A 21,223-nucleotide genomic window follows, 5' to 3' on the forward strand; every position below is an offset into this window, starting at 1 on the left:
CGCCTTGCCATCCCCCCTCGCCAATTGCTGTGTTCCCGCTATGATAGGACCATCGTCAACGAGATACGGTGACCCATGCCGCCTAAAAAGAAGCCGTCTGCCCCAGCACCCGGAAGCGCGCGCAAGGCTGCCGCAGCCCACCCCAGCCTCACCTCGCTGCGCGGGGTGGAGAACTGGCGCGAGGCCGCCGCCTGGCTGAAGGCCCGTGGCATCGAGGACGTCGAATGCATCACGCCGGACCTTGCCGGCGTTCCCCGCGGCAAGATGATGCCGACCTCGAAATTCACCTCCAATACCTCGCTGGCGCTGCCATCGGCGCTCTACCGCCACACCATATCAGGCGAATATCCAGATGAGACGGCAAACTTCCGCTACGATTCGCGCGACAGCGACATCAAGCTGGTGCCGGATCTCTCCACGCTCTCCGTCGTGCCCTGGGAAAGCGATCCGACGGCGCAGGTGATCTGCGACATCGTCGGCACCGAAGGCGAGGCCGTGCCGTATACGCCGCGCAACGTGTTGAAGAACGTCATGCGGCTTTACGAGGAAAAGGGCTGGAAAGCCGTTGTTGCCCCGGAAATCGAGTTTTACCTCGTCGCCACCAATGACGACCCGGATTATCCGCTGCATCCGCCAAAGGGCCGTTCGGGCCGGGCGATTTCCGGCGGACAGGGTTATTCGATTGCCGGCATCAACGAATTCGACGAGTTGATCGACGACATCTACCATTTTTCCGAAAAGCAGGGTCTCGAGATCGATACGCTGATCCACGAGGAAGGCCCGGCGCAGCTGGAAATCAACCTGCGCCACGGCGATCCGGTGCAGCTGGCCGACCAGGTTTTTCTGTTCAAGCGCACAATTCGAGAGGCTGCCCTGAAGCACGGCATCTATGCCACCTTCATGGCAAAGCCCATGCAGGGCCAGCCGGGTTCTGCCATGCACATTCACCAGTCGGTGGTGGACATCAAGACCGGGCAGAACATCTTCTCCAACAAGGATGGTTCGCCCTCGCGCGCCTTCTTCAACTTCATCGGCGGCATGCAGAAATATGTGCCGAGTTCGCTCGTCATGCTGGCACCTTACGTCAATTCCTATCGCCGCCTGACGCCGGACATGGCCTGCCCGGTCAACAATGCCTGGGGTTACGACAACCGCACCACGGCGTTTCGCGTGCCGATTTCCGATGCGGCCGCCCGGCGCGTGGAAAACCGCCTGCCAAGCTCCGATGCCAACCCTTATCTGGCGCTCGCTGCCTCGCTCGGCTGCGGTTTCCTTGGCATGATGCGCGAGATCGAGCCGACGGAACCGACCTATGATACGGCAAACGAAGGCTCCATCGAGCTGCCGCGCGGGCTGCTCGAAGCCGTGGCCCTTCTGGAGGGCGAACCGGCCTTCGAAGAAGTGTTTGGCAAGGAGTTCATCGGCATCTATGCCGGCGTCAAACGCGGCGAGTTCGAAACCTTCATGCAGGTGATCAGTCCCTGGGAGCGTGAATTCCTGCTCTTGAACGTGTAAGGTGGCCGCATGAACGGTACCCAAAACAGCGGCCGGGAGAGATGGCAAAGCCCCATCGCGCCCGGCATCTCCTGGTATCAGGACAGCGTTGTCGAGCGCCCCACCTATCCGCCGCTCGACGGATCGACAAGCGTCGACGTCGCCATCATCGGCGGCGGTTTTACCGGGCTGCAGGCGGCCTATAACCTGGCCGAGCGCGGCGTCAACGTACTCCTCATCGAGGGCGGACGCTTCGGCGACGGCGCCTCCGGGCGCAATGGCGGCCAGCTTGGAACCGGCCAGCGCGCCTGGCCGGACGAGCTTGAGCCGGAACTGGGCTACGAACGCTCCCGCGCCCTGTTTGACATGGCTGAAAACGCCAAACGCTACCTTCTCGATTTTGCCGAAACCCACGGCATCGACGTGGACTTTCTGCCCGGCCAGATGAATGTCTCGCACAAGAAGGGTCATGAGGATGCCTATCGGCGCTCCGCCGATCTTCTGGCGACCCGCTACGATTATCCGCATGTGACATTCATGGACCGCGAGGAAACGGCAGCAAGGCTTGGCTCCTCGGCCTATCATTACGGCGTGCGCGATACCGGCACCGGCCATATCCACCCGCTGAAGCTGCTGGTGGGTTTGGCGCGGGCGGCAGCGCAAGCGGGCGCGCGGATCTGCGAGATGACGCGGGCGCTGAGCATCACGCAAAACGGCGGCAAGACGCTGATCGAGACGCCGTCAGGCCGCATCACCGCCGACCGTGTGCTGATTGCCACCAATGCCTATATCGGCAATCTGGAACGCGAGACGGCAGCCCATGTCATGCCGATCCGCTCCTTCATTGCCGCAACCGTTCCGCTCGATGCGTTTCCAAAGGTCATCCCCGGCAACGAGGCCGTGGCCGACAGCCGCTTCGTCGTGCGTTATTTCCGCAAGAGCAAGGACGGACGCCTGCTGTTTGGCGGCCGCGAGGCCTATACCGCCGACAGCCCGCGTGACATTTCCCGCCATATCCGCAAGCAGATCGCCGAGCTTTATCCGGATCTGAAGGACATCGACATCAGCCATGCCTGGGGCGGTTCCGTCGGCATTACGCTGACGCGAAAGCCGTTTGCGCGCGAGGTGATGCCGGGGGTCACGTCTGTCGCGGGATATTCCGGCCATGGCGTCATGCTGTCAAACTATGCGGGTAAGATGTATGCTGACGTGGTGGCCGGCAATTCCAGCGAACTGGATCTTTTGACCGACCTTCAGGTTCCGCCCTTTCCCGGTGGACAGCGATTGCGCGGCCCCCTGCTGTTTCTGGCGCTGACCTGGTTTGCGCTTCGGGACAGATTTTGAGGCCGTCACCGACAAAGGGCCGGCACAAGGATCAAATGGAATGCAGGCCGACAGGATAAAGTGGCAACCCTGCCCTTCACCCCATGACGGGGCGCCACGCAACCAAAGCTGAAACGGCTTCGCCCGCGACAAAATCACAGAAGCGGGCTGGCCTTTTTAAATCGATTAGATTATGAAATCCACAACCTCGAGACTTGGAAAGTGCAAGGCATGAGCAGCCAGATCATCCCCGTGGAACCCTTTGACTATGTCGTCTTCGGCGGCACCGGCGACCTTGCTGAGCGCAAGCTCCTTCCGGCCCTCTACCATCGCCAGATTGAAGGCCAGTTCACCGAACCGACCCGCATCATCGGCGCCTCGCGCAGTGCGCTGACGCATGAGGAATTTCGCACCTTTGCCAATGACGCGCTGAAGGAATTCCTGAAAGAGGGCGAATACGACGAAGCGGAAGTCGCAAAGTTCCTCGCCCGCCTGTTCTATGTGTCGGTGGATGCCAAGTCCGATGCCGGCTGGGATGTGCTGAAAAAGCTGCTGGATGACGGCAAGGAGCGCGTCCGCGCCTTTTATCTCGCCGTGGCGCCGGCCATTTTCGGGGCGATTTCCGAAAAGATCCGCGACCACAAGCTGATCACCAAATCGACACGCATCGTGGTGGAAAAGCCGATCGGGCGTGATCTCGCCTCCGCACTTGATCTCAACGACAATATCGGCAAGGCCTTCAAGGAAGAGCAGATCTTCCGTATCGATCATTACCTTGGCAAGGAAACCGTGCAGAACCTGATGGCGCTGCGCTTTGCCAATGCCCTCTACGAGCCGCTCTGGAACGCTCAGTATATCGACCATGTGCAGCTGACGGTGGCCGAATCCGTTGGCCTCGAAGGTCGTGCCGGTTATTACGATACCGCCGGCGCCCTGCGTGACATGGTGCAGAACCATATCCTGCAGCTGCTCTGCCTCGTTGCCATGGAAGTGCCGTCCTCGATGGATTCGGAAGCCGTGCGCGATGAAAAGCTGAAAGTGCTGCGCGCACTGAAGCCGGTGACCGCTGCCAATGTGGAGCAGATGACGGTGCGCGGCCAGTACCGCGCCGGCGCCTCTGCCGGTGGCCCCGTCAAGGGCTATCTTGAAGAGCTGGAAGGCGGCGTTTCCAACACGGAAACCTTCGTGGCGATCAAGGCCGAGATCAACAACTGGCGCTGGGCGGGTGTTCCCTTCTACATCCGCACCGGCAAGCGGCTGGCGAGCCGCATGTCGGAAATCGTCATCACCTTCAAGCCGATCCCGCACAACATTTTTGATCCCGCAGCCGGTCGCATTTCGGCAAACCAGCTGATCATCCGCCTGCAGCCGGATGAGGGCGTCAAGCAGTCGTTGATGATCAAGGACCCCGGTCCGGGCGGCATGCGCCTGCGCAATGTCTCGCTCGACATGAGTTTTGCCGCCGCCTTCAACGTTCGCAGCCCCGATGCCTACGAGCGCCTGCTGATGGACGTGATCCGCTCCAACCAGACGCTGTTCATGCGCCGCGACGAAGTGGAAGCGGCATGGAAATGGGTGGACCCGATCCTCAAGGCCTGGGAAGCCACCGGCCAGCTGGCGCAAGGATATACCGCCGGCACCTGGGGTCCGAGCCAGGCCATTGCGCTCATCGAGCGTGACGGCCGCACCTGGCACGAGGGTTGATGCCGATGAGCGCGCATCTTCACGCATTCGCCGATGCCGAAGCGCTTGCCGCGCAGCTGGCGCTCGACGTCTCGACAAAGCTTTCCGAGGCGATTGCCGCCCGTGGCTCCGCCTCCATCGCCGTCTCCGGCGGCTCCACGCCAAAGCGCTTCTTCGAGGCGCTTTCGGGCCGTGACATCGCCTGGGAACGGGTGACGGTGACGCTAGTGGACGAACGTTTCGTGCCCGCAGACAATCCGCGCTCCAACCATCTGCTGGTGGCAACCCACCTGCTGAAGGACAAGGCGGCGGGCGCAATCTTCCTGCCGCTTTACGCCGATGTGGCCTCTGCCCTCCAGGCAGCCGCGATTGCCACCGACCGCACGGCTGACATCGGCAATCCCTTCGACGTGGCGATCCTTGGCATGGGAACGGACGGGCACACCGCCTCGTTCTTTCCCGGTGGCAACCATCTGGAGCGTGCCATTGCGGCAGACACGCCGCGCGGCGTGATGACGATGGACGCCGACGGTGCTGGCGAAGAACGCCTGACCTTTACCTTCTCAAGCCTTTCCGATGCGCGCCTTCTGGTTCTGCATATCGAAGGTGACCAGAAGAAAGAGGTTCTGGCGCGCGCAGAAGGCGGCTCCGACGAGATGGAAATGCCGATCCGCGCCATGCTGAACCGGGCAGGATCCGACCTCGAGATCTACTGGGCGCCCTGAACAGGCCCCGCACACGCGCTGCAGCCTGCGGCGCAAGTTGCAACAGAAACCTGAAAACCGGCGGGCAGTCCCGGCCCGCTGGATCCATGTATGGAGATTGGCCATGGCTGCCCATTCGAGCATCGAAGCGATCACCGCCCGCATAGTCGAGCGATCAAAGCCGCACCGCGAGGCCTATCTCGGCCGCGTGCAGAAGGCGATTTCGAAGGGCGTCCACCGCTCCACCCTCTCCTGCGGCAACCTGGCCCATGGATTTGCCGTCTGTTCCCCCGCCGAGAAGGACGCGCTGGCCGGCGATGTCGTCCCCAATCTCGGCATCATCACCGCCTATAACGACATGCTCTCGGCCCACCAGCCCTACGAGATCTTTCCGCAGATCATCCGCGATGCCGCCCGCGAAGCCGGCGGCGTGGCGCAGGTGGCCGGCGGCGTGCCGGCCATGTGCGATGGCGTCACACAAGGACAGCCGGGCATGGAGCTGTCGCTGTTTTCGCGCGATGCGATTGCCATGGCAGCCGGCATCGGCCTCTCCCACAACATGTTCGATTCAGCCGTCTATCTCGGCATCTGCGACAAGATCGTTCCAGGCCTTGTCATTGCAGCGCTGACGTTCGGCCACCTGCCCGCCATCTTCATTCCGGCAGGCCCGATGACGACGGGACTTCCGAACGACGAAAAATCCCGCATTCGCCAGCTTTATGCAGAAGGCAAGGTTGGCCGCGCCGAACTGCTGGAGGCTGAATCCAAATCCTACCACGGCCCCGGCACCTGCACCTTCTACGGCACCGCCAATTCCAACCAGATGCTGATGGAAATCATGGGCTTCCATATGCCCGGCGCCTCCTTCGTCAATCCCGGCACGCCGCTTCGCGAAGCGCTGACCAAGGAAGCCGTGAAGCGCGCATTGGCCATCACAGCACTTGGCAACGAATTCACGCCCGCCGGCGAGATGATCGATGAACGCTCCATCGTCAACGGCGTTGTCGGCCTCCACGCCACCGGCGGCTCCACCAACCACACGCTGCACCTCGTTGCCATGGCGCGCGCGGCTGGCATTCACCTCACCTGGCAGGATATTTCCGAACTGTCTGATGTCGTGCCGCTGCTCGCCCGCGTTTATCCGAACGGCCTTGCCGACGTGAACCATTTTCACGCGGCCGGCGGCATGGGCTTTTTGATCAAGCAGCTCTTGAAGACCGGCCTTGTGCATGACGATGTGCGCACCGTCTTCGGCCAGGGCCTGGAAGCCTATACGGTTGAGGCAAAGCTCGACGAAAAGGGCGCTGTCATGCGCGAAAAAAGCCCTGATGTCAGCGGCGATCCAAAAGTGCTCTCCACCATCGATACGCCGTTCCAGTCGAATGGTGGGCTAAAAATGCTGCACGGCAATCTCGGCAAGGCGGTGATCAAGATTTCCGCCGTCAAGCCGGAGCGCCACGTGATCGAGGCCCCCGCCATCGTTTTCCACGGCCAGCAGGAGCTGCAGGACGCTTTCAAGCGCGGCGAGCTGAACAAGGATTTTGTCGCCGTCGTGCGTTTCCAGGGCCCGAAGGCGAATGGCATGCCGGAACTTCACCGCCTCACGCCGCCGCTCGGCGTGCTGCAGGACCGCGGCTTCAAGGTGGCGCTCGTGACCGACGGGCGCATGTCCGGCGCATCCGGCAAAGTGCCGGCCGCCATCCACGTGACCCCGGAAGCCTGCGACGGCGGCGCGATTGCAAAGATCCGCAATGGCGATATCGTGCGCCTCGATGCCGTCAACGGCACGCTGGAAATTCTGGCCGACGCCACCGAATTTGCCGCCCGCCCGCTGGCTGAAGCCGACCTCTCCGAAAACGAATTCGGCATGGGCCGCGAACTTTTTGCGCCTTTCCGCCGCCATGTGGGCCCGGCGGATTCAGGCGCCAGCGTGTTTTTTGGGTGAGGATGAGCGGATGAGCAAGCTTGCGTCTGAAGAGGTTGTTCATCCCGTCGAAAAGCAGCTTGAGGCTTACAACGCCCGCGATATCGACGCTTTCATGAGGTGGTGGGCGCCCGATTGCCAATATTATGCCTTCCCGAATCAACTCCTCGCCGACGGTGCAGAGGCAATCCGGGAACGCCATATCGAGCGTTTTAAGGAAACCAACCTCCACGGCCACCTCATCAACCGCATGGTGATGGGCAACCTGGTCATCGACCACGAAACCGTGACCCGCACATTTCAGGACGGCCCCGGCGAGGTGGACGTGATCTGCATTTATGAGGTGACCGATGGCCGGATCACCAAGGCCTGGTTCAGGATGGGGACGGTGAGGCTTGCGGGTGCGAGTTCGAAGTGAAGCAGCGGCGATTTAACCACAGATCCCCGTAGTTACGCTTCATTTTCGCGAAAATGGTATATCAACGGGGTTTGCTTCAGGTTGGTTTGGCCAACAAGCAGTATCTGCAATTATGGAGTGATGGCAGTTTCTTGAGGGGGCCTAGCTACCATGTTGGTGAATACTTCTGAAACCTCTGGGTCCAAATTCAGATGGCTTATTGAATGGACGCAGTACAGCCCGGCCCCCACCACAATTTGCGTATTTGGGTGACCAAAGAAGAGAGGAGACAGCTCTCGCAAATAGCGCGGCTCAGTGATGCCAAAATTCTTTTCTGGTTTATCGACGCATTTATAGAGCGCGTGCGCAACAAGATCTGCCACCTGAAGCATTGGCTCCTCGCTCTTCGATTTCGCGGATATTCTGTAAGTATCTATGTTTCTTAGCCATTTTGTAGATTCATGCTTGGGATTTCTTTGACACGCACGCAACAGGTTGCACATGCTGTCGTAATCTACGTTAGCCTTCTCGAAAACAATATCAAGGTTCTCTGGCGGGATCTTGCGCGCCTCCATGAACCAGCCGACGCGCTCCAAAAGGTACTGAACACATTTGTTGTAGTATTTTCCGCTATCCTCGGAAATGGCCTGTTTGTAGTCCTTCAACGTCAACTTTAGCGAAATTACGCCAAACAGTCGCATATGTTGCTTTCTGACCTGCCGAATGAAGTGCAGAATCTGATAATGATTCAGCTGCGAGCAGTGGAGCGAGCTTTTTCCTACCTCAGCACTGATGCTGCCCAACGCACCTGTAATTTGCCCCCAGGACTGATTTCTTATCAGGACGGCACCCAAAGTCATATATGGGGATGCCCCACGCGACGATTCCGAGCGTATTTTGCCAATGCCGGCCTCACCACTTTCATCGATGAATACCGTATATCGCTCTGACATATAACTCACCAAATATTTACAGCATCGATAGTCAATAAATCAGCGACACTAGCCAATTCTAAATAATTCTAGCGTTTTTGCTAGTCACCTCTATCGTTATAGGCCCCTCTAGAGCTTGCATGAAAGCCCAAAGCGCCACTATACCGTGCGGACCTATCCCCTCACCAGCTCCGCACATCCATCTTCTTGTCCCGATGTGCCGGATGGGTCGAAAAGATAAAGATCCGGTCGAGTTCCTTCTGCGTCAGCAGGCGCAGGAAACGCACGTCGATCGTGTTATTGGTGTTGGTGCGCATGAGGATGCAGCCCACTTTCATGATGCGGGCGTCGGGGATATCGAGCACGAATTCATTGGGCAGGTTATACTGCGTCAGCAGCGCCAGAACGGCGCCGCTCATCGAAACACGCACCATGTCGCAGCGGCGGGATGCCATGTGCATGACGTGTTTTTCGGTATATTCGATGCGCGCGGCGTTCATCGTGTCTTCCATGCGAAACCGCGTTTCGCGGTCGTACATGAAGGACTCCTCCCGTTTCAGATAGTTTTTCGGGTTAACGGTCATCGCGGCCTCGGACATGAACTTGCTGGACGCGATGACTTTAGAACCGGAAGCTTAATAGAGCGTATGAAGAATAGCTCCAGATTCCGTGGCCCTGTCAGATAAGACAGATCTGATATTCCTCACAATCTGTTCAAGACTTCTCTGCGGCGCGGCGAAAACGGTGATTTCGAGAACCGGAGCGGAGCGCACTGAACGTCCGTGAGCACTGGATAAACAAAAATCGCCATTTGCCGCCCGCAAGGGGGAATGATTGGCCAAAAATGTCAGCGTCGGTAGGTCTGGCCGTCCGCATCGAAGAGATGCATCTTGTCCTCAGTCGCGGTAAAGCGCAGCACAGAACCCTTCTCCGCCTTGAAGATGCCGGGGATCTTGGCGATGATCGGTTCTTCGTCGGAGAGCCCATCGATATAAAGCAGCGTGACTTCGCCGAGCGCTTCGACGATGGCGACCTTGCCCTCGAACAGATAATTGTCGCCCGTCGTCACCGTCAGGTCTTCCGGGCGGATGCCGAAGCTCGCGACCTTGCCCTTTTCCGAAGACGCCGTTGCCACCGGCACGGAAACGATGGTGCCGCCGCGAAGCTCGATGCCGGTGTTTTCGCCGGTGTCCCTGATGGTCGCCGGGATGATGTTCATGGCGGGAGAGCCGATGAATTTGGCGACGAACAGGTTTTTTGGCCGCTCGTAAAGTTCAAGAGGCGGGCCCACCTGCTCGATACGGCCGGCCGAGAGAACCACGATCCGGTCAGCCAGCGTCATCGCTTCCACCTGGTCGTGCGTCACATAAATCATCGTGGTATCGGGCATGCTCTCGTTGAGCTTGGCGATTTCGATGCGGGTGGCGACGCGCAGCGCCGCATCGAGGTTCGACAGCGGCTCGTCGAACAGGAACACTTTTGGATCGCGGCAGATGGCGCGGCCGATGGCGACACGCTGGCGCTGGCCGCCGGAGAGCGCTTTCGGCAGGCGCTCCAGATATTGAGTCAGTTGCAGGATATCGGCAGCAGCGCGCACACGCCGGTCGATCTCTTCCTTGCTTTCCTTGGCGATACGCATGCCAAACGCCATGTTGTCGTAGACGGTCATGTGCGGATAAAGCGCATAAGACTGGAAGACCATGGCGATGCCGCGCTTGGAGGGCGGCACTTCGTTGACCTTCTGGCCATCGATCAGCAAGTCACCGCCGCTGATTTCCTCAAGCCCCGCAATCATCCGCAACAGCGTGGATTTGCCACAGCCGGACGGGCCGACGAAGACGATGAATTCACCCTGGGCGATGGTGAGATCGATGCCGTGCAGCACCTTCACCTGCCCATAGGCCTTGCGAACATCCTTCAAAACCAGTCCGGCCATGTCTCTCTCCCCTTTTTTTGTCTTCAGGCGTGGCGTGCGAAAAACGCGCCCCAGGCCGGCAGGTTTATGGTGCGCGCATCAATCACGCTGTCAAAGCCGTGGCCTTCCAGCGCCATCCAGTCGCCATCCGGCAGGCTGGCTTCTGCCGGTTCCGCGCTCATGTTGAACAGGCAAAGCACCGTCTCGTTGCCGAACGTGCGCTCGTAAGCTAGCACATTGCCATCCACCGGCAGGAAGCGGATCTCGCCCTTTGCAAAGGCCGGATGCTGGCGACGGAAGGCCAGGAAACGGCGGTACTGCTCCATCACAGACGACTGATCGCCCTGCTGCACGTTGACGGCCCGGATCTGGTGTTCGACCGGAATGGGAAGCCACGGCTTTTCGGCGCTGGAGAAGCCGGCCTGCACGGCATGATCGTCCCACACCATCGGCGTGCGGCAGCCGTCACGGCCCTTGAATTCCGGCCAGAACTGGATGCCGTAGGGATCCTGCAGGTCGGCAAAGGCGATATCGGCTTCCGTGAGACCCAGTTCTTCGCCCTGATAGATGCAGACGGAACCACGCTGGGTCAGAAGAATGGCGGCCAGCAGCTTGGCATAGGCATCGCGGTCATGCACCTCGGCGCCCCAGCGGCTGACATGGCGCACCACGTCATGGTTGGAAAAGGCCCAGCAGGCCCAGCCCTCTGGGGCAGCGGCGGCAAAGGAATGCTGCACCTCGGCCACGCGCTCGGCGGTCAGCATATCCGGCGCCAGGAATTCGAAGGCGTAACACATCTGCATCTTGTCGCCGCCGGACGTATATTCGCCGACGATCTCCAGACCGCGCTGGCTGTCGCCGACTTCGCCAACGGCGGCAATGGCCGGAAATTCGTTCAACACGGCGCGGAAACGCTTCAGGAATTCGAGATTTTCCGGGCGGTTCTTGTCGTAGATGTGCTCCTGGAAATTGTAGGGGTTTACAGCGGGCGCGGTGGAGGCGTTGCGGCGTTCCGGCGCCAGCGCCGGGTTATCGCGCAAGTCCCGGTCGTGGAAATAGAAGTTGATCGTATCGAGGCGGAAACCATCGACGCCGCGCTTCAGCCAGAAGCGCACCACATCCAGCAGCGCATCCTGCACTTCGGGATTGTGCAGGTTCATATCCGGCTGGGAGGTGAGGAAGTTGTGCATGTAATATTGCATGCGTGTCGGATCCCAGGCCCAGGCGGACCCGCCGAAGATCGACAGCCAGTTGTTCGGTGGCGTGCCATCGGGCTTGGCGTCTGCCCATACATACCAGTCGGCCTTCGGGTTGAAGCGGCTGGAGCGGCTTTCGATGAACCAGGCATGCTGGTCGGAACTGTGGGAGATGACGAGGTCGATCATCACCTTGATCTTCAGACGATGCGCCTCGGCAATCAGCGCGTCGAATTCCGACAGCGTGCCGAACATCGGATCGACATCCGTATAGTTCGAGACGTCGTAACCAAAATCCTTCATCGGCGACGGGAAGAAGGGCGAGATCCAGATGGCATCGGCGCCGAGCGCTGCAATGTGCGGCAGGCGCGCGGTAATGCCCTTCAGGTCGCCGACGCCATCGCCGTTGGAATCCTGATAGGAGCGCGGGTAAATCTGGTAGATGACCGCGCCGCGCCACCAATCGGCATCCGGCGCTTCAATGGTCTGGGAAGAAGCAAGCATGGAAAGGAAACCTTGAAAATGAAAGTGCTCAACCGCCCTTGACGGAACCCGCCAGGAGGCCGCGCACCAGATAACGTTGTAGAGCGAAGAACACAAAAAGCGGCACGAGGATGGTAATGAACGCCGATGCCGTCAGAATTTCCCAATTGCCGCCGCGCGAGCCGAGCAGCGCATTGAGGCTGCCCGTCAGCACCAACTGGTCGCGTCCGGTGCCCAAAAACACGATGGCGATCAGAAGGTCGTTCCACACCCAGAGAAACTGGAAGATGGCAAACGAGGCAAGCGCCGGAAAAGACAGCGGCAGCACGATCTTGACGAAAATCTCGAAATCCGACGCGCCATCGACACGCGCGCTTTCGATGATTTCCTTCGGCAAGCCGGCGATGTAATTGCGCAGCAGGTAGATCGCAAGCGGCATGCCGAAGGCGGTATGGGCCAACCAGATGCCGGCATAGGTTTTGGACGAGGTGCCAAAGAAACTGCCGACCTCGTTATACAGCCGTAACAGCGGAATGAGCGACATCTGCAAGGGCACGACGATGAGGCCGACAACCAGCGCGATGATCAGCGTGCGGCCGGGAAAATGCATCCACGACAGCGCATAGGCGGCAAAGGCGGCAATGAGGATGGGGATGATGGTGGCGGGGATCGTCACCGTCAGCGAATTGATGAAGGCCTGCCCGATACCCTCGGCATTCACCACCGTGCGGTAATTGTCGAAGGTGAAGGCCGGCGGCGAGGCAACCGAGAGATAGATGCGCTTGCCACGCGAGCCCTCGAAGGGCGCGTTCTTGGTGTAGACGTAAGATCCGTCCGGCTTAACGGTCAGCGTCTCGCCTTCGCCAAGATCCGCCGGTTCGTCGGCCGGGAAGGCAGACGGCTCCTGTACGCGAACACCAAAGGCGCGCACCGTGCCGCCCTGCCCGTCTTCGAAAACCGAGCCTGATATGACGTAGTTGGCGCCCTCCTGGCGTGCTGTGGAGGGGTCTCCGAGGCGCCCGGCGCTGGTCTGCGTCGAACTGCTGAACGCTGTCCACCAGCCGGATGTGGTGATCTGGCCCTTGTCGCGCACGGAGGTGACGAGGATGCCGAGCGTCGGCACCAGCCAGAGAATGGCGATGAAGAGAACCGACAGGTGAACGATGAGGCGCGGCAGGCCGACGCGGCGGATGCGGGTGGCGATGTTTGCCATCTCAGTGACCTCCCTGCTCGCGGTTTGCCTGGCGGATGTTCCACACCATGATCGGCGTGACGGCGGCCATGATGATGAGGGCGATGACCGCACTTCGACCGCTATCGCCGCCACCGCGGAACATCCAGTCGAACATCAGGTTGGCCAGCACCATCGTGCTCCACTGGCCGTTGGTCATGGTCAGCACGATGTCGAACACCTTCAGGACGAGAATGGTGATGGTGGTCCAGACGACGGCAATCGTGCCCCAGATCTGCGGCACCATGATTTTCCAGAAGATCTGCCAGCCATTGGCCCCATCGATGACGGCAGCCTCGATGGTTTCCTCGGGAATGCCCCGCAGCGCCGCCGACAGGATGACCATGGCAAAACCCGTCTGGATCCAGATGAGGATGATCATCAGGAAGAAATTGTTCCAGAACGGCATGGCGATCCACACCTCAGGATCGCCGCCGAAAAAGGTGACGATAGCGTTTAGCAGCCCGATCTGCGTCTGCCCGGCACCGCGATATTCATAGATGAATTTCCAGATGACGGAGGCGCCGACAAACGAGATCGCCATCGGCATGAAAACGATGCTTTTGGCGATATTGCCCCACCAGATGCGGTCCGTCAGCACCGCGATGACGAGGCCAAAGAAGGTGCAGGCGGCAGGCACCACGGCAAGCCAAAGAATGTTGTTGAAGATCGACTGACGGAAACCGTCATCGAAAATGGCCCAGCGGTAATTGGCAAGGCCGACATAGTTCACGCCGGAGCGATCATAGAAGGAGAGGATGAATGTGGCGATGACGGGATAGACGAGGTAGATGCCGAGCAGCAGAAGTGCCGGGCCGAGAAACAGCCAGGGGCGAACGGTGGCGCGCCGATTGAGATTGCGCGAGGCCTGTGTCACGTCGCCGTCGCGCACCGGAAGCGCAAGGTTCAGCAGTTTGTCGGACAGCCAATAATAAAATGCGCAGGCAAACACGCCGACGATCATTACGCCGACAGCCGAGACGATCTGCGATGCCATGTTCCCTCCTCCACGGTCCTGCCCTGGACCCGGCTTGATGCCGCTTGATTGTTTTAAGGCAAGGCACGCCGCCGTTCTTTTGAAACGGCGGCGCCTTTGAGTGCAGGTTACTTCAGGCCGTCCCAGGCCTTCTGGATCTCGGTGCCCACCTGTTCGCCGGACTTGCCGCCGACGAAATCGACCATGCCGGTCCAGAACGCGCCGGCGCCGATCTTGCCGGGCATCAGGTCAGACCCGTCGAAACGGAAGGTGGTGGCGGTGGAGAGAATTTCGCCCTGCTTCTTCAGCGCATCATTGGCGTAGGTTTCGATGTTCACACCCTTGTAGGGCGTAAGGAAACCGGACTGCGCCATCCACACTTCATGGGCGATCGGCGTCTTCAGGAATTCGACGAAGGCCTGTGCGGCGGGCGAATCCTTGGTGATGGCGACCAGCGTGCCGGCACCCAGAACCGGCGTGCCAAGCTCTGGCTTCGACGCATAGGTCGGCATGTAGAAGAAGTCGGCATCCGTGCCGAGCTTGGTTCCCTCCGGGAAGAAGGTCGGGATGAACGAGGCCTGGTGGTGCAGGTAGCATTTCGGCGGAATGCCGAAGAGGCCCTTCGGGCTGTCGCGGAAGTCGGTCGAGGCCACAGCTGCGACGCCGCCCGAGACGTATTTCTCGTTCTTGGCAAACTTGCCGAATTCCTCGATGACGCTGACGACCTTGGGGTCGTTGAACTTCATCTCGTTCGAAACCCATTTGTCATAGGTCTCGCCGGTGTTCATGCGCAGCATCAGGTCTTCCACCCAGTCGGTGGCCGGCCAGCCGGTGGCACCACCGGAACCGAGCCCGATGCACCAGGGCGTGCCGCCATCCTTGACGATCTGATCAGACAGCTTGAACAGGTCCTCCATGGTTTTCGGAACCTTATAGCCGGCTTCCTCGAAATTTTCCGGCACATACCAGACGAGCGACTTCAGGTCGGCCTTATAGGGGAAGGCGAAGAAGGCATCCTTGCCATCCTTGCCCTTGTAGGTGCCAAGCTTAACCCAGCTGTCGCCGGCACCGTAATTGGTCTTGACCCAATCGGACGTGTCCGACTTCAGCGGCGCAAGGAAACCCTTGGAGGCGAGATCCTGCAGAAGGCCCGGCTGCGGTAGGATGGCAATGTTCGGCGCCGAACCGGCCTGCGTATCGATGACGATCTGCTGCTCGTAGTTTTCAGACGAGGAATACTGCGCGTTGGCACCGGTCGCCGCGTTGAAATAGGCCAGAACCGTCTTGAAGAGGATCTCGTCATCGCCGCGCCAAGGACCGAAGACGCTGAGCGACTGGCCCTTCAGGTCACCATGGGCTGCCTTGAAGTCATCATAGCTTTTCCAGTTGAACTTTGCATCCTGCCCCGGCGCGAACTTCAAATCGGCCGCCTGAACCGAAGTAAAAACCATGGAAAACACGGCAACACTTGCCAGCAATACTGATTTCACGTCGAATTCCTCCCTTAATGTTTAATTGATCTTCCCACCCAGATCTGCTTAAAGGCTTTCAAAGCGCTTTGAGTGGAAGAAAGCCATGGCGACCGCCCTCAAGTCAAGGGCTTTTTCCAATGCATGTTCCTTCTGCAAAGTGTGAATTCAGGTAGGGCGAAGGTCAGGAAAGTCCAATTTTGCGTTTCCGTCAAACAGATGCGCTGATACAGTCCGAAGCGCTTTGGGTGCGGCTTGCGGGAGAACAGCTGCATGGGACGGAGAATTTCAGGTCGTGAACCTCAAACAATTGTCTGAATTGCTCGGCCTGTCGCAGACGACGATCAGCCGTGCCCTCAACGGATACCCGGAGGTGAATGCCCAGACGCGGCTTCGCGTGCTGAAGGCCGTGCAGGAAACCGGTTACCGGCCAAACCGCGCCGCTCGCAGGCTGGCGACAGGCAAGGCCGGCTCTATCGGCCTCATCATGCCGATTGCGTCTGAACAATCGGCCGACATCCATTTTGCCGAATTCCAGCGCGGGCTGGCGGATGAATGTCTGGCCCATGAATTTCATTTCGTCATCATGCCCTCCCAGCCGGACGAGGAGGAACAGGCCATTCGCGGCCTGGTCTCAAGCGGCAGCGTCGATGCCTATTATCTCGCCTATATGCGCGAGCACGACAGCCGCATTGCCATGGCAAAATCGCTGCCGACGCCGTTCATCGTGCATGGCCGCTCTCTGGGCCTAACCGAGGATTATCCTTACGTCGACGTGGACAATGAACGGGCGTTTCGCGAGGCAACGGAATTCCTGCTCGACCTCGGCCATCGCCGTTTTGCGCTGATCAACGGCCCGGCCGATCTCGACTTTGCCATTCGCCGCCGCATGGGCATCGAACAGGCGCTTGCGGCACGTGGCCTGACGCTCGAGGACCACGCCGTCAGCAACACGCTGATGACCGATGCCAGCGGTTACCGCCAGATGGCGCGGATCCTGGACAGCGACGTGCGACCGACGGCCGTTTTGTGCGCCAGCACGGTTCTGGCGCTCGGCGCGGTGCGGGCGATCAGCCAGGCGGGAAAAGTTCTGGGGCGCGACATCTCGCTCATCGCCCATGATGACGACCTGATGCTGCTGAAGCCTGAAAACTTCATCGTGCCGCTGACAACGACCGGCTCGTCGCTGCGCGACGCCGGCCGCAGGATCGCAGAGCGGCTGATCGCAGCGGTTGCCGATCCCGACGCACCGGCACTGCTTGGCGAATTGTGGACGGCAGACCTTATCGTGCGGGCCTCGACAGGTCCGGCGCCGGCCTGACAGGCAGCTCCGGAATCCTCCAGGCGGTAGTCCACGTCAGAAAGTCGGGATGGGCCGGCCGAGCGAGCGATAGGCGGCAACCACGGTGTTGGCCATCAGCATGGCAATCGTCATCGGCCCGACGCCACCCGGCACCGGCGTGATGACACCGGCCACATCGAGGCACTCGTCAAAGGCGACATCGCCGACAAGGCGGGTCTTACCCTCGCCCTTTTCCGGCGCATCGACGCGGTTGATGCCGACATCGATGACGGTGGCACCGGGCTTCACCCAATCGGCCTTGACCATCAGCGGACGCCCGACGGCGGCCACCAGAATATCCGCCTGCCGGCAGACAGTCGCGAGATCTTTTGTGCGCGAATGGGCCATGGTCACGGTGGCATTGGCCGCCAGCAGCAAAAGCCCCATCGGCTTGCCGAAGAGGTTGGAGCGGCCGATGACGACGGCATTGAGGCCGGAGAGATCGGCGCCATGTTCATTGCGCACCAGGATCATGGCGCCCGCCGGCGTGCAGGAAACAAGGCCGCTTGCCAGGTCGCCGCTTGCCACCTTGCCGGCATTAACGACGTTCAGGCCATCGACATCCTTTTCCGGACGGATGGACTGGATGACCGGCTCGGAATTCAGATGGCCCGGCAGCGGCAATTGCACGAGAATGCCATGCACGGCCGGATCGGCGTTGAGCTTCTCGACGAGGTTTTCCAGCGTGTCCTGCGTGGTGTCTTCCGGCAGCGTGTACTGCATGGAATTGAACCCGCACTGCTTCGCCATGCGGCCCTTGGCCCCGACATAGGAATGGCTTGCCGGATTATCGCCGACGATAACAACGGCAAGGCCGGGCTTCACGCCGGCTTCCGCCTCAAGCTTTGCTGCCGCCTGCGTCACGATATCGGTGACGGTTGCCGCCGACTGCTTGCCATCGATGATTTTCGCCACGCGCATGTCTCCTCATGGGGTTCCGGGTGCCGGCCGCGGTCCTGTCGCGCCTGCCGGAGCATGCACAACAAAGCCTGGGCCGTGTCGCTTCCCAAACGCCCTATGCTGTCAAAACGGCGATTGCAAGGGGATTGCCGAGTTTGGCCATCAGGAGAAGATGACGTGTCGCCCGGGTTCAGCCGACAGGTCGGTGTGCGGCAGGCAGATCATCCATAATAGCTGGTGGGCTCCTGGCATGCCCGCTGGTGCGCGACACAGTGCGTAAACAGATCCTCGGTCGGAACGATGAGGCCATGATGGCGCAGATTGGCATCCTGCTCCACCCGGCTTTCGGCCGCACTGCCTTCGCCATCGACAAGAACAAGATCAGCGCCTGCCGGATCTGCCGCGGTGACGACCTCATGCCATGGTGCGTGGCTGCGGATAAAACGGTGCGCCGCCTCCAGGCGCTTGGCATCTGACCCGACAAGCAGGATACGGCGGCGCTCCATGTAGGTGAGGAGCGAAGAGACGACCTGAACCGGCTGGAACGTATCGACCGCATCGACCGGTCGGCGCGCGGCAACCGACAACATCAGCGCCAGGGTGCGATCTGTCGGCAGAAGAATGCGGGCCATCAGTTTTTCGCGTGCGGCAGGATCGACGATCGAGCGGCAAAACCCGGCAAATGTCAGGAAGCCAACAGTGCGATTGCCACCTTGCGCGCGGGCTGCCGCATCGAGCACCAGAAGCGTTTCGCCCCAGGACAAAACGGGAAACGGCAGACCCAGCAGATGAGGGGCCAGCGAATGGGACGCTGGTGGCACGTGCGTCTGTGCCGGACCACCGGTGAAGACGCCGTTGCGCCCTTCCCGTCTTTCCGACGGCTCGAACGGCAGGCTGGATACGCGGTCCAAGGCATGATTTTGACGTGGCATGAGAAGCACCTGACATTCGTTGCAAACTGTGAAGCAGCAATATCAGGAGGCTCTAAAACTGCATTTAAACGAAAAAATCGAATCCTAACGATGGGATTCGATTTTCGTTAAGACTTCGATGGGCACGCTTTGCGGCGCATCGCCGGCCCGTTTTAATGGCCGGTCTTCACCGCCTCGACCGGGGCCACGCCTTCGACGATCTTCATCGGCATCACCTGCTTGCCCTGCGGGCGCTCGGCATTGGCGCGGATATCGTCCTTGGAGAGGTAATCGATCTGCTCGATAAGCGGCTCGAGAACGTAATCTTCGCCGAACTTCTTGTTGAGATTGTCCTTGATGCTGGCCTTGAAGGTTTCAAGGTCAAAGGCCTTGGTATCGGAAAGATCCACCATCCGGTTGCCGACCAGCAGGGTGAAAAGCTCGTCGGTCATCATTTCGGTCAGCGGCAGGTGCAGGCCCTTCACCTTTTCCTTGTCCATGAGGAAAGAAATGCGGGTGATGAAATAACCCTGCACGGCGCCGTTGGCGAGGACAGGCACGTTGATCGCCTCGCCCTTCACCAGTTCGGACTTGTCTTTCAGCAATTGCGACTCATCCACCGGCGGGGGCGGCGCCGACATCTTCACGGAGAAATACACCGCACCCAAGGTGACGACGCAGACCCACAGACCGGTGATAATGAGCTTAACCATCAGGATTCGCTGTAATAGAATTGTTCTTGGGTATAGGTGCCGTCGCCATCGGCGTCGCGCACGGCGTTTTTGAGAAGGTCTGCCACGGTGCGCACGGCATTCAGATGCGCTTCCACCCGCCGCGCATTCAGCGCCAGCTTCACCTTCAACGCATGCATCTGCTCAATGTGGTTGACGGCCAGCTCCTGCGGGCTGGTGCTGCGGAACAGCATCGTCAACTCATAGAGGCAGCGGCTCTTGTGCGCGTTCGACACCTTGAGGTCGAACTGCGGATCCTTGCCGATCCGTTCATTCTCGTTGTCGACAATCATCTCCAGCCGGCCAAGAACCGTCTTGATACGATAATCGTTGGAGATAACTTCCATGTTTTCGGTTCCGCTATGCTGCATTGTCACGCCTCGCCCCGTTCGGCCGGTGCAAGGTCGAATACCTTACGTTCAAAATCGTTGATCATGGAGAGCGTCCGGCTGCGGTCATCCTCGTCGGTTTGCGCATTGACCTCGCCCTGGCTGCGGGCCTTCTGCAGCGCCTGGGAATAGACCTGCTCGGCAATGCCGACGCCACCGCTCTTGGAGATCTGGTCGGCGATCTGTTCCGACATCATGCTTTTCCAGAACTCGCCGGCCGAGCCCTTGCCATAGACCTGCTCGCTGTCACTCGGCATCATCGAGTTGACGAAGGTCTGCAGGATGGAGGCCTCGAACTTGCGATATTCCTGCGGCATCTCGGCCGCTTTCGCCTTTTTCTCGGCGCGTTCGATGCCGGCCTTGGTCTCGGAACCGTCGAGCAGATCGACGGCCACGGCAAATCCGGTGCCGGCAGAGGCAAGACTGGTGGCGGCAAAGGCCGCGCGGGTTGCTTTCAATTTTGCCTGGGCGGCCTGGACATCGCTGGGGTCAGCGGCGCGCAGCACATCGAGCACCAGGTCGCTGGGAGGAGAGATCGCCACGTGAGCTTCCTTTCGTCTGAGTGGCGAGACTATGCGGGGTGAAGCTTGCTGCAGGCTGGCGTGACCGCGATCGGACAAAAACAGAGGAGGAAGCCTGACGAAGCGGTGCCGAGCAAAGAACTCAACCTTTTGTTTTTGAAAAGTATTGATGAAAATCGGGAGCCGGCGCCCTGTTTGTCTGAAACGCAGCGCTTACGCCGAGAGCCGCTGCCGGGCGCTGCGAAAAGGTCGCTTCCCGCCTCGCGGCGGCAACGAATCGGACAGATTGTCAGAAAGGTTTGGCCTTGCCCGGAAGCAGGGTCATTTCCAGGAGATCATAGATGGCGTTGTCATCACGTTCGCGGTCTTCGCTGTCGCGCGCATCCTTCATGTGTTCTTCCAGCCGGTCGCCCTTGGTGCGCTCGCGGATGACACGGGCCTCCAGCACCTGCTGTACGCCGGCAAGCTGCTTGTCCTTGACCATCAGGCGGCCGAAACGTTCGGAATAATTGCGCGAGAACTGCATGTGCAGCGGCGTCATCGAGCCGATGGCATCGATGACCAGATCCATCTGCTGGCCCACTTCGACGCGCTGTACGGTGGTCGAGGCAAGCTCTCCCTCGGCCATCTTTTCCAGATGCCGCTGGACAGCAACGAGCCGTTTGAGCTTTTTGGATCTCGGTTGTCCGCTGCTTGCCATGG

General features: G+C 59.9%; 20 protein-coding genes. 7 read left to right on the forward strand and 13 right to left on the reverse strand.

Translation table 11 applies throughout. The annotated features are described in order from the left end of the window. Positions 1–75: 75 nt before the first annotated feature. The 6 genes from AC4CWF_RS15620 (at position 76) to AC4CWF_RS15645 (ending at position 7,546) form a co-directional block, all read left to right on the forward strand. A complete protein-coding gene (locus tag AC4CWF_RS15620) occupies positions 76–1,515 on the forward strand; it encodes a glutamine synthetase family protein (RefSeq protein WP_491282553.1) in 1,440 nt (479 codons plus the stop codon). Between the two features lie 9 nt (positions 1,516–1,524). Next, a complete protein-coding gene (locus tag AC4CWF_RS15625; RefSeq protein WP_491282554.1) occupies positions 1,525–2,838 on the forward strand; it encodes an NAD(P)/FAD-dependent oxidoreductase in 1,314 nt (437 codons plus the stop codon). 210 nt (positions 2,839–3,048) lie between these two features. Continuing rightward, complete coding sequence (gene zwf / locus AC4CWF_RS15630) at positions 3,049–4,521, forward strand: glucose-6-phosphate dehydrogenase (RefSeq protein WP_491282555.1); 1,473 nt, start codon at positions 3,049–3,051, stop codon at positions 4,519–4,521. Between the two features lie 5 nt (positions 4,522–4,526). After that, entirely contained in the window at positions 4,527–5,225 is a 699-nt protein-coding gene (gene pgl, locus AC4CWF_RS15635; protein WP_491282556.1) for a 6-phosphogluconolactonase, read from the forward strand. Positions 5,226–5,328: 103 nt separating this feature from the next. Next, positions 5,329–7,149, forward strand: a complete 1,821-nt coding sequence (gene edd, locus AC4CWF_RS15640) for a phosphogluconate dehydratase (RefSeq protein WP_491282557.1) — start codon at positions 5,329–5,331, stop codon at positions 7,147–7,149. 10 nt (positions 7,150–7,159) lie between these two features. Then, positions 7,160–7,546: a nuclear transport factor 2 family protein gene (locus AC4CWF_RS15645; RefSeq protein ID WP_491282558.1), complete on the forward strand. Its 387-nt coding sequence runs from the start codon at positions 7,160–7,162 to the stop codon at positions 7,544–7,546. Between the two features lie 110 nt (positions 7,547–7,656). Here AC4CWF_RS15645 and AC4CWF_RS15650 read toward each other — a convergent pair whose 3' ends face one another. The 7 genes from AC4CWF_RS15650 to AC4CWF_RS15680 all read right to left on the reverse strand — a co-directional run bounded on the left by AC4CWF_RS15650 (position 7,657) and on the right by AC4CWF_RS15680 (position 15,709). After that, positions 7,657–8,478, reverse strand: coding sequence for a DUF3800 domain-containing protein (locus AC4CWF_RS15650; protein WP_491282559.1), 822 nt, complete (start codon positions 8,476–8,478; stop codon positions 7,657–7,659). Between the two features lie 161 nt (positions 8,479–8,639). Then, the gene (locus AC4CWF_RS15655) at positions 8,640–8,996 is read right to left on the reverse strand and encodes a hypothetical protein (RefSeq protein WP_491282560.1); all 357 of its coding nucleotides are present in this window, start codon (positions 8,994–8,996) and stop codon (positions 8,640–8,642) included. A 308-nt stretch (positions 8,997–9,304) separates the two neighbouring features. After that, positions 9,305–10,393, reverse strand: a complete 1,089-nt coding sequence (locus tag AC4CWF_RS15660) for an ABC transporter ATP-binding protein (protein ID WP_491282561.1) — start codon at positions 10,391–10,393, stop codon at positions 9,305–9,307. Positions 10,394–10,416: 23 nt separating this feature from the next. Beyond that, on the reverse strand, positions 10,417–12,072 hold the full coding sequence (bglA, locus tag AC4CWF_RS15665) for a beta-galactosidase BglA (protein WP_491282562.1): 1,656 nt from the start codon (positions 12,070–12,072) through the stop codon (positions 10,417–10,419). Positions 12,073–12,100: 28 nt separating this feature from the next. Then, positions 12,101–13,264 (reverse strand): carbohydrate ABC transporter permease, encoded by a 1,164-nt coding sequence (locus tag AC4CWF_RS15670; protein WP_491282563.1) that lies wholly within the window; start codon positions 13,262–13,264, stop codon positions 12,101–12,103. Position 13,265: 1 nt separating this feature from the next. Next, positions 13,266–14,279 carry a carbohydrate ABC transporter permease gene (locus tag AC4CWF_RS15675; protein WP_491282564.1) on the reverse strand — a complete coding sequence of 338 codons (1,014 nt, stop codon included), beginning with the start codon at positions 14,277–14,279 and terminating at the stop codon, positions 13,266–13,268. A 107-nt stretch (positions 14,280–14,386) separates the two neighbouring features. After that, on the reverse strand, positions 14,387–15,709 hold the full coding sequence (locus AC4CWF_RS15680) for an ABC transporter substrate-binding protein (RefSeq protein WP_491285426.1): 1,323 nt from the start codon (positions 15,707–15,709) through the stop codon (positions 14,387–14,389). A 313-nt stretch (positions 15,710–16,022) separates the two neighbouring features. Here AC4CWF_RS15680 and AC4CWF_RS15685 point away from each other — a divergent pair, with 313 nt between their 5' ends. Continuing rightward, entirely contained in the window at positions 16,023–17,048 is a 1,026-nt protein-coding gene (locus AC4CWF_RS15685) for a LacI family DNA-binding transcriptional regulator (RefSeq protein WP_491282565.1), read from the forward strand. A 36-nt stretch (positions 17,049–17,084) separates the two neighbouring features. Here the strand turns inward: AC4CWF_RS15685 and folD are convergent, their stop codons facing one another. The 6 genes from folD to AC4CWF_RS15715 form a co-directional block, all read right to left on the reverse strand. Continuing rightward, entirely contained in the window at positions 17,085–17,984 is a 900-nt protein-coding gene (folD, locus tag AC4CWF_RS15690) for a bifunctional methylenetetrahydrofolate dehydrogenase/methenyltetrahydrofolate cyclohydrolase FolD (protein WP_491282566.1), read from the reverse strand. A gap of 206 nt (positions 17,985–18,190) precedes the next feature. Then, positions 18,191–18,901 carry a hypothetical protein gene (locus tag AC4CWF_RS15695; protein ID WP_491282567.1) on the reverse strand — a complete coding sequence of 237 codons (711 nt, stop codon included), beginning with the start codon at positions 18,899–18,901 and terminating at the stop codon, positions 18,191–18,193. A gap of 152 nt (positions 18,902–19,053) precedes the next feature. After that, positions 19,054–19,593: a hypothetical protein gene (locus AC4CWF_RS15700; protein WP_491282568.1), complete on the reverse strand. Its 540-nt coding sequence runs from the start codon at positions 19,591–19,593 to the stop codon at positions 19,054–19,056. After that, the gene (locus AC4CWF_RS15705) at positions 19,593–19,958 is read right to left on the reverse strand and encodes a hypothetical protein (protein ID WP_491282569.1); all 366 of its coding nucleotides are present in this window, start codon (positions 19,956–19,958) and stop codon (positions 19,593–19,595) included. The genes AC4CWF_RS15700 and AC4CWF_RS15705 overlap by 1 nt, the downstream gene beginning before the upstream one ends. 26 nt (positions 19,959–19,984) lie before the next feature. Then, positions 19,985–20,542: a rod-binding protein gene (locus AC4CWF_RS15710; RefSeq protein WP_491282570.1), complete on the reverse strand. Its 558-nt coding sequence runs from the start codon at positions 20,540–20,542 to the stop codon at positions 19,985–19,987. A gap of 268 nt (positions 20,543–20,810) precedes the next feature. After that, positions 20,811–21,221, reverse strand: a complete 411-nt coding sequence (locus AC4CWF_RS15715) for a hypothetical protein (RefSeq protein ID WP_491282571.1) — start codon at positions 21,219–21,221, stop codon at positions 20,811–20,813. Positions 21,222–21,223: the final 2 nt, after the last annotated feature.

The sequence above is a fragment of the Neorhizobium sp. PAMB6630 genome (assembly GCF_058242775.1).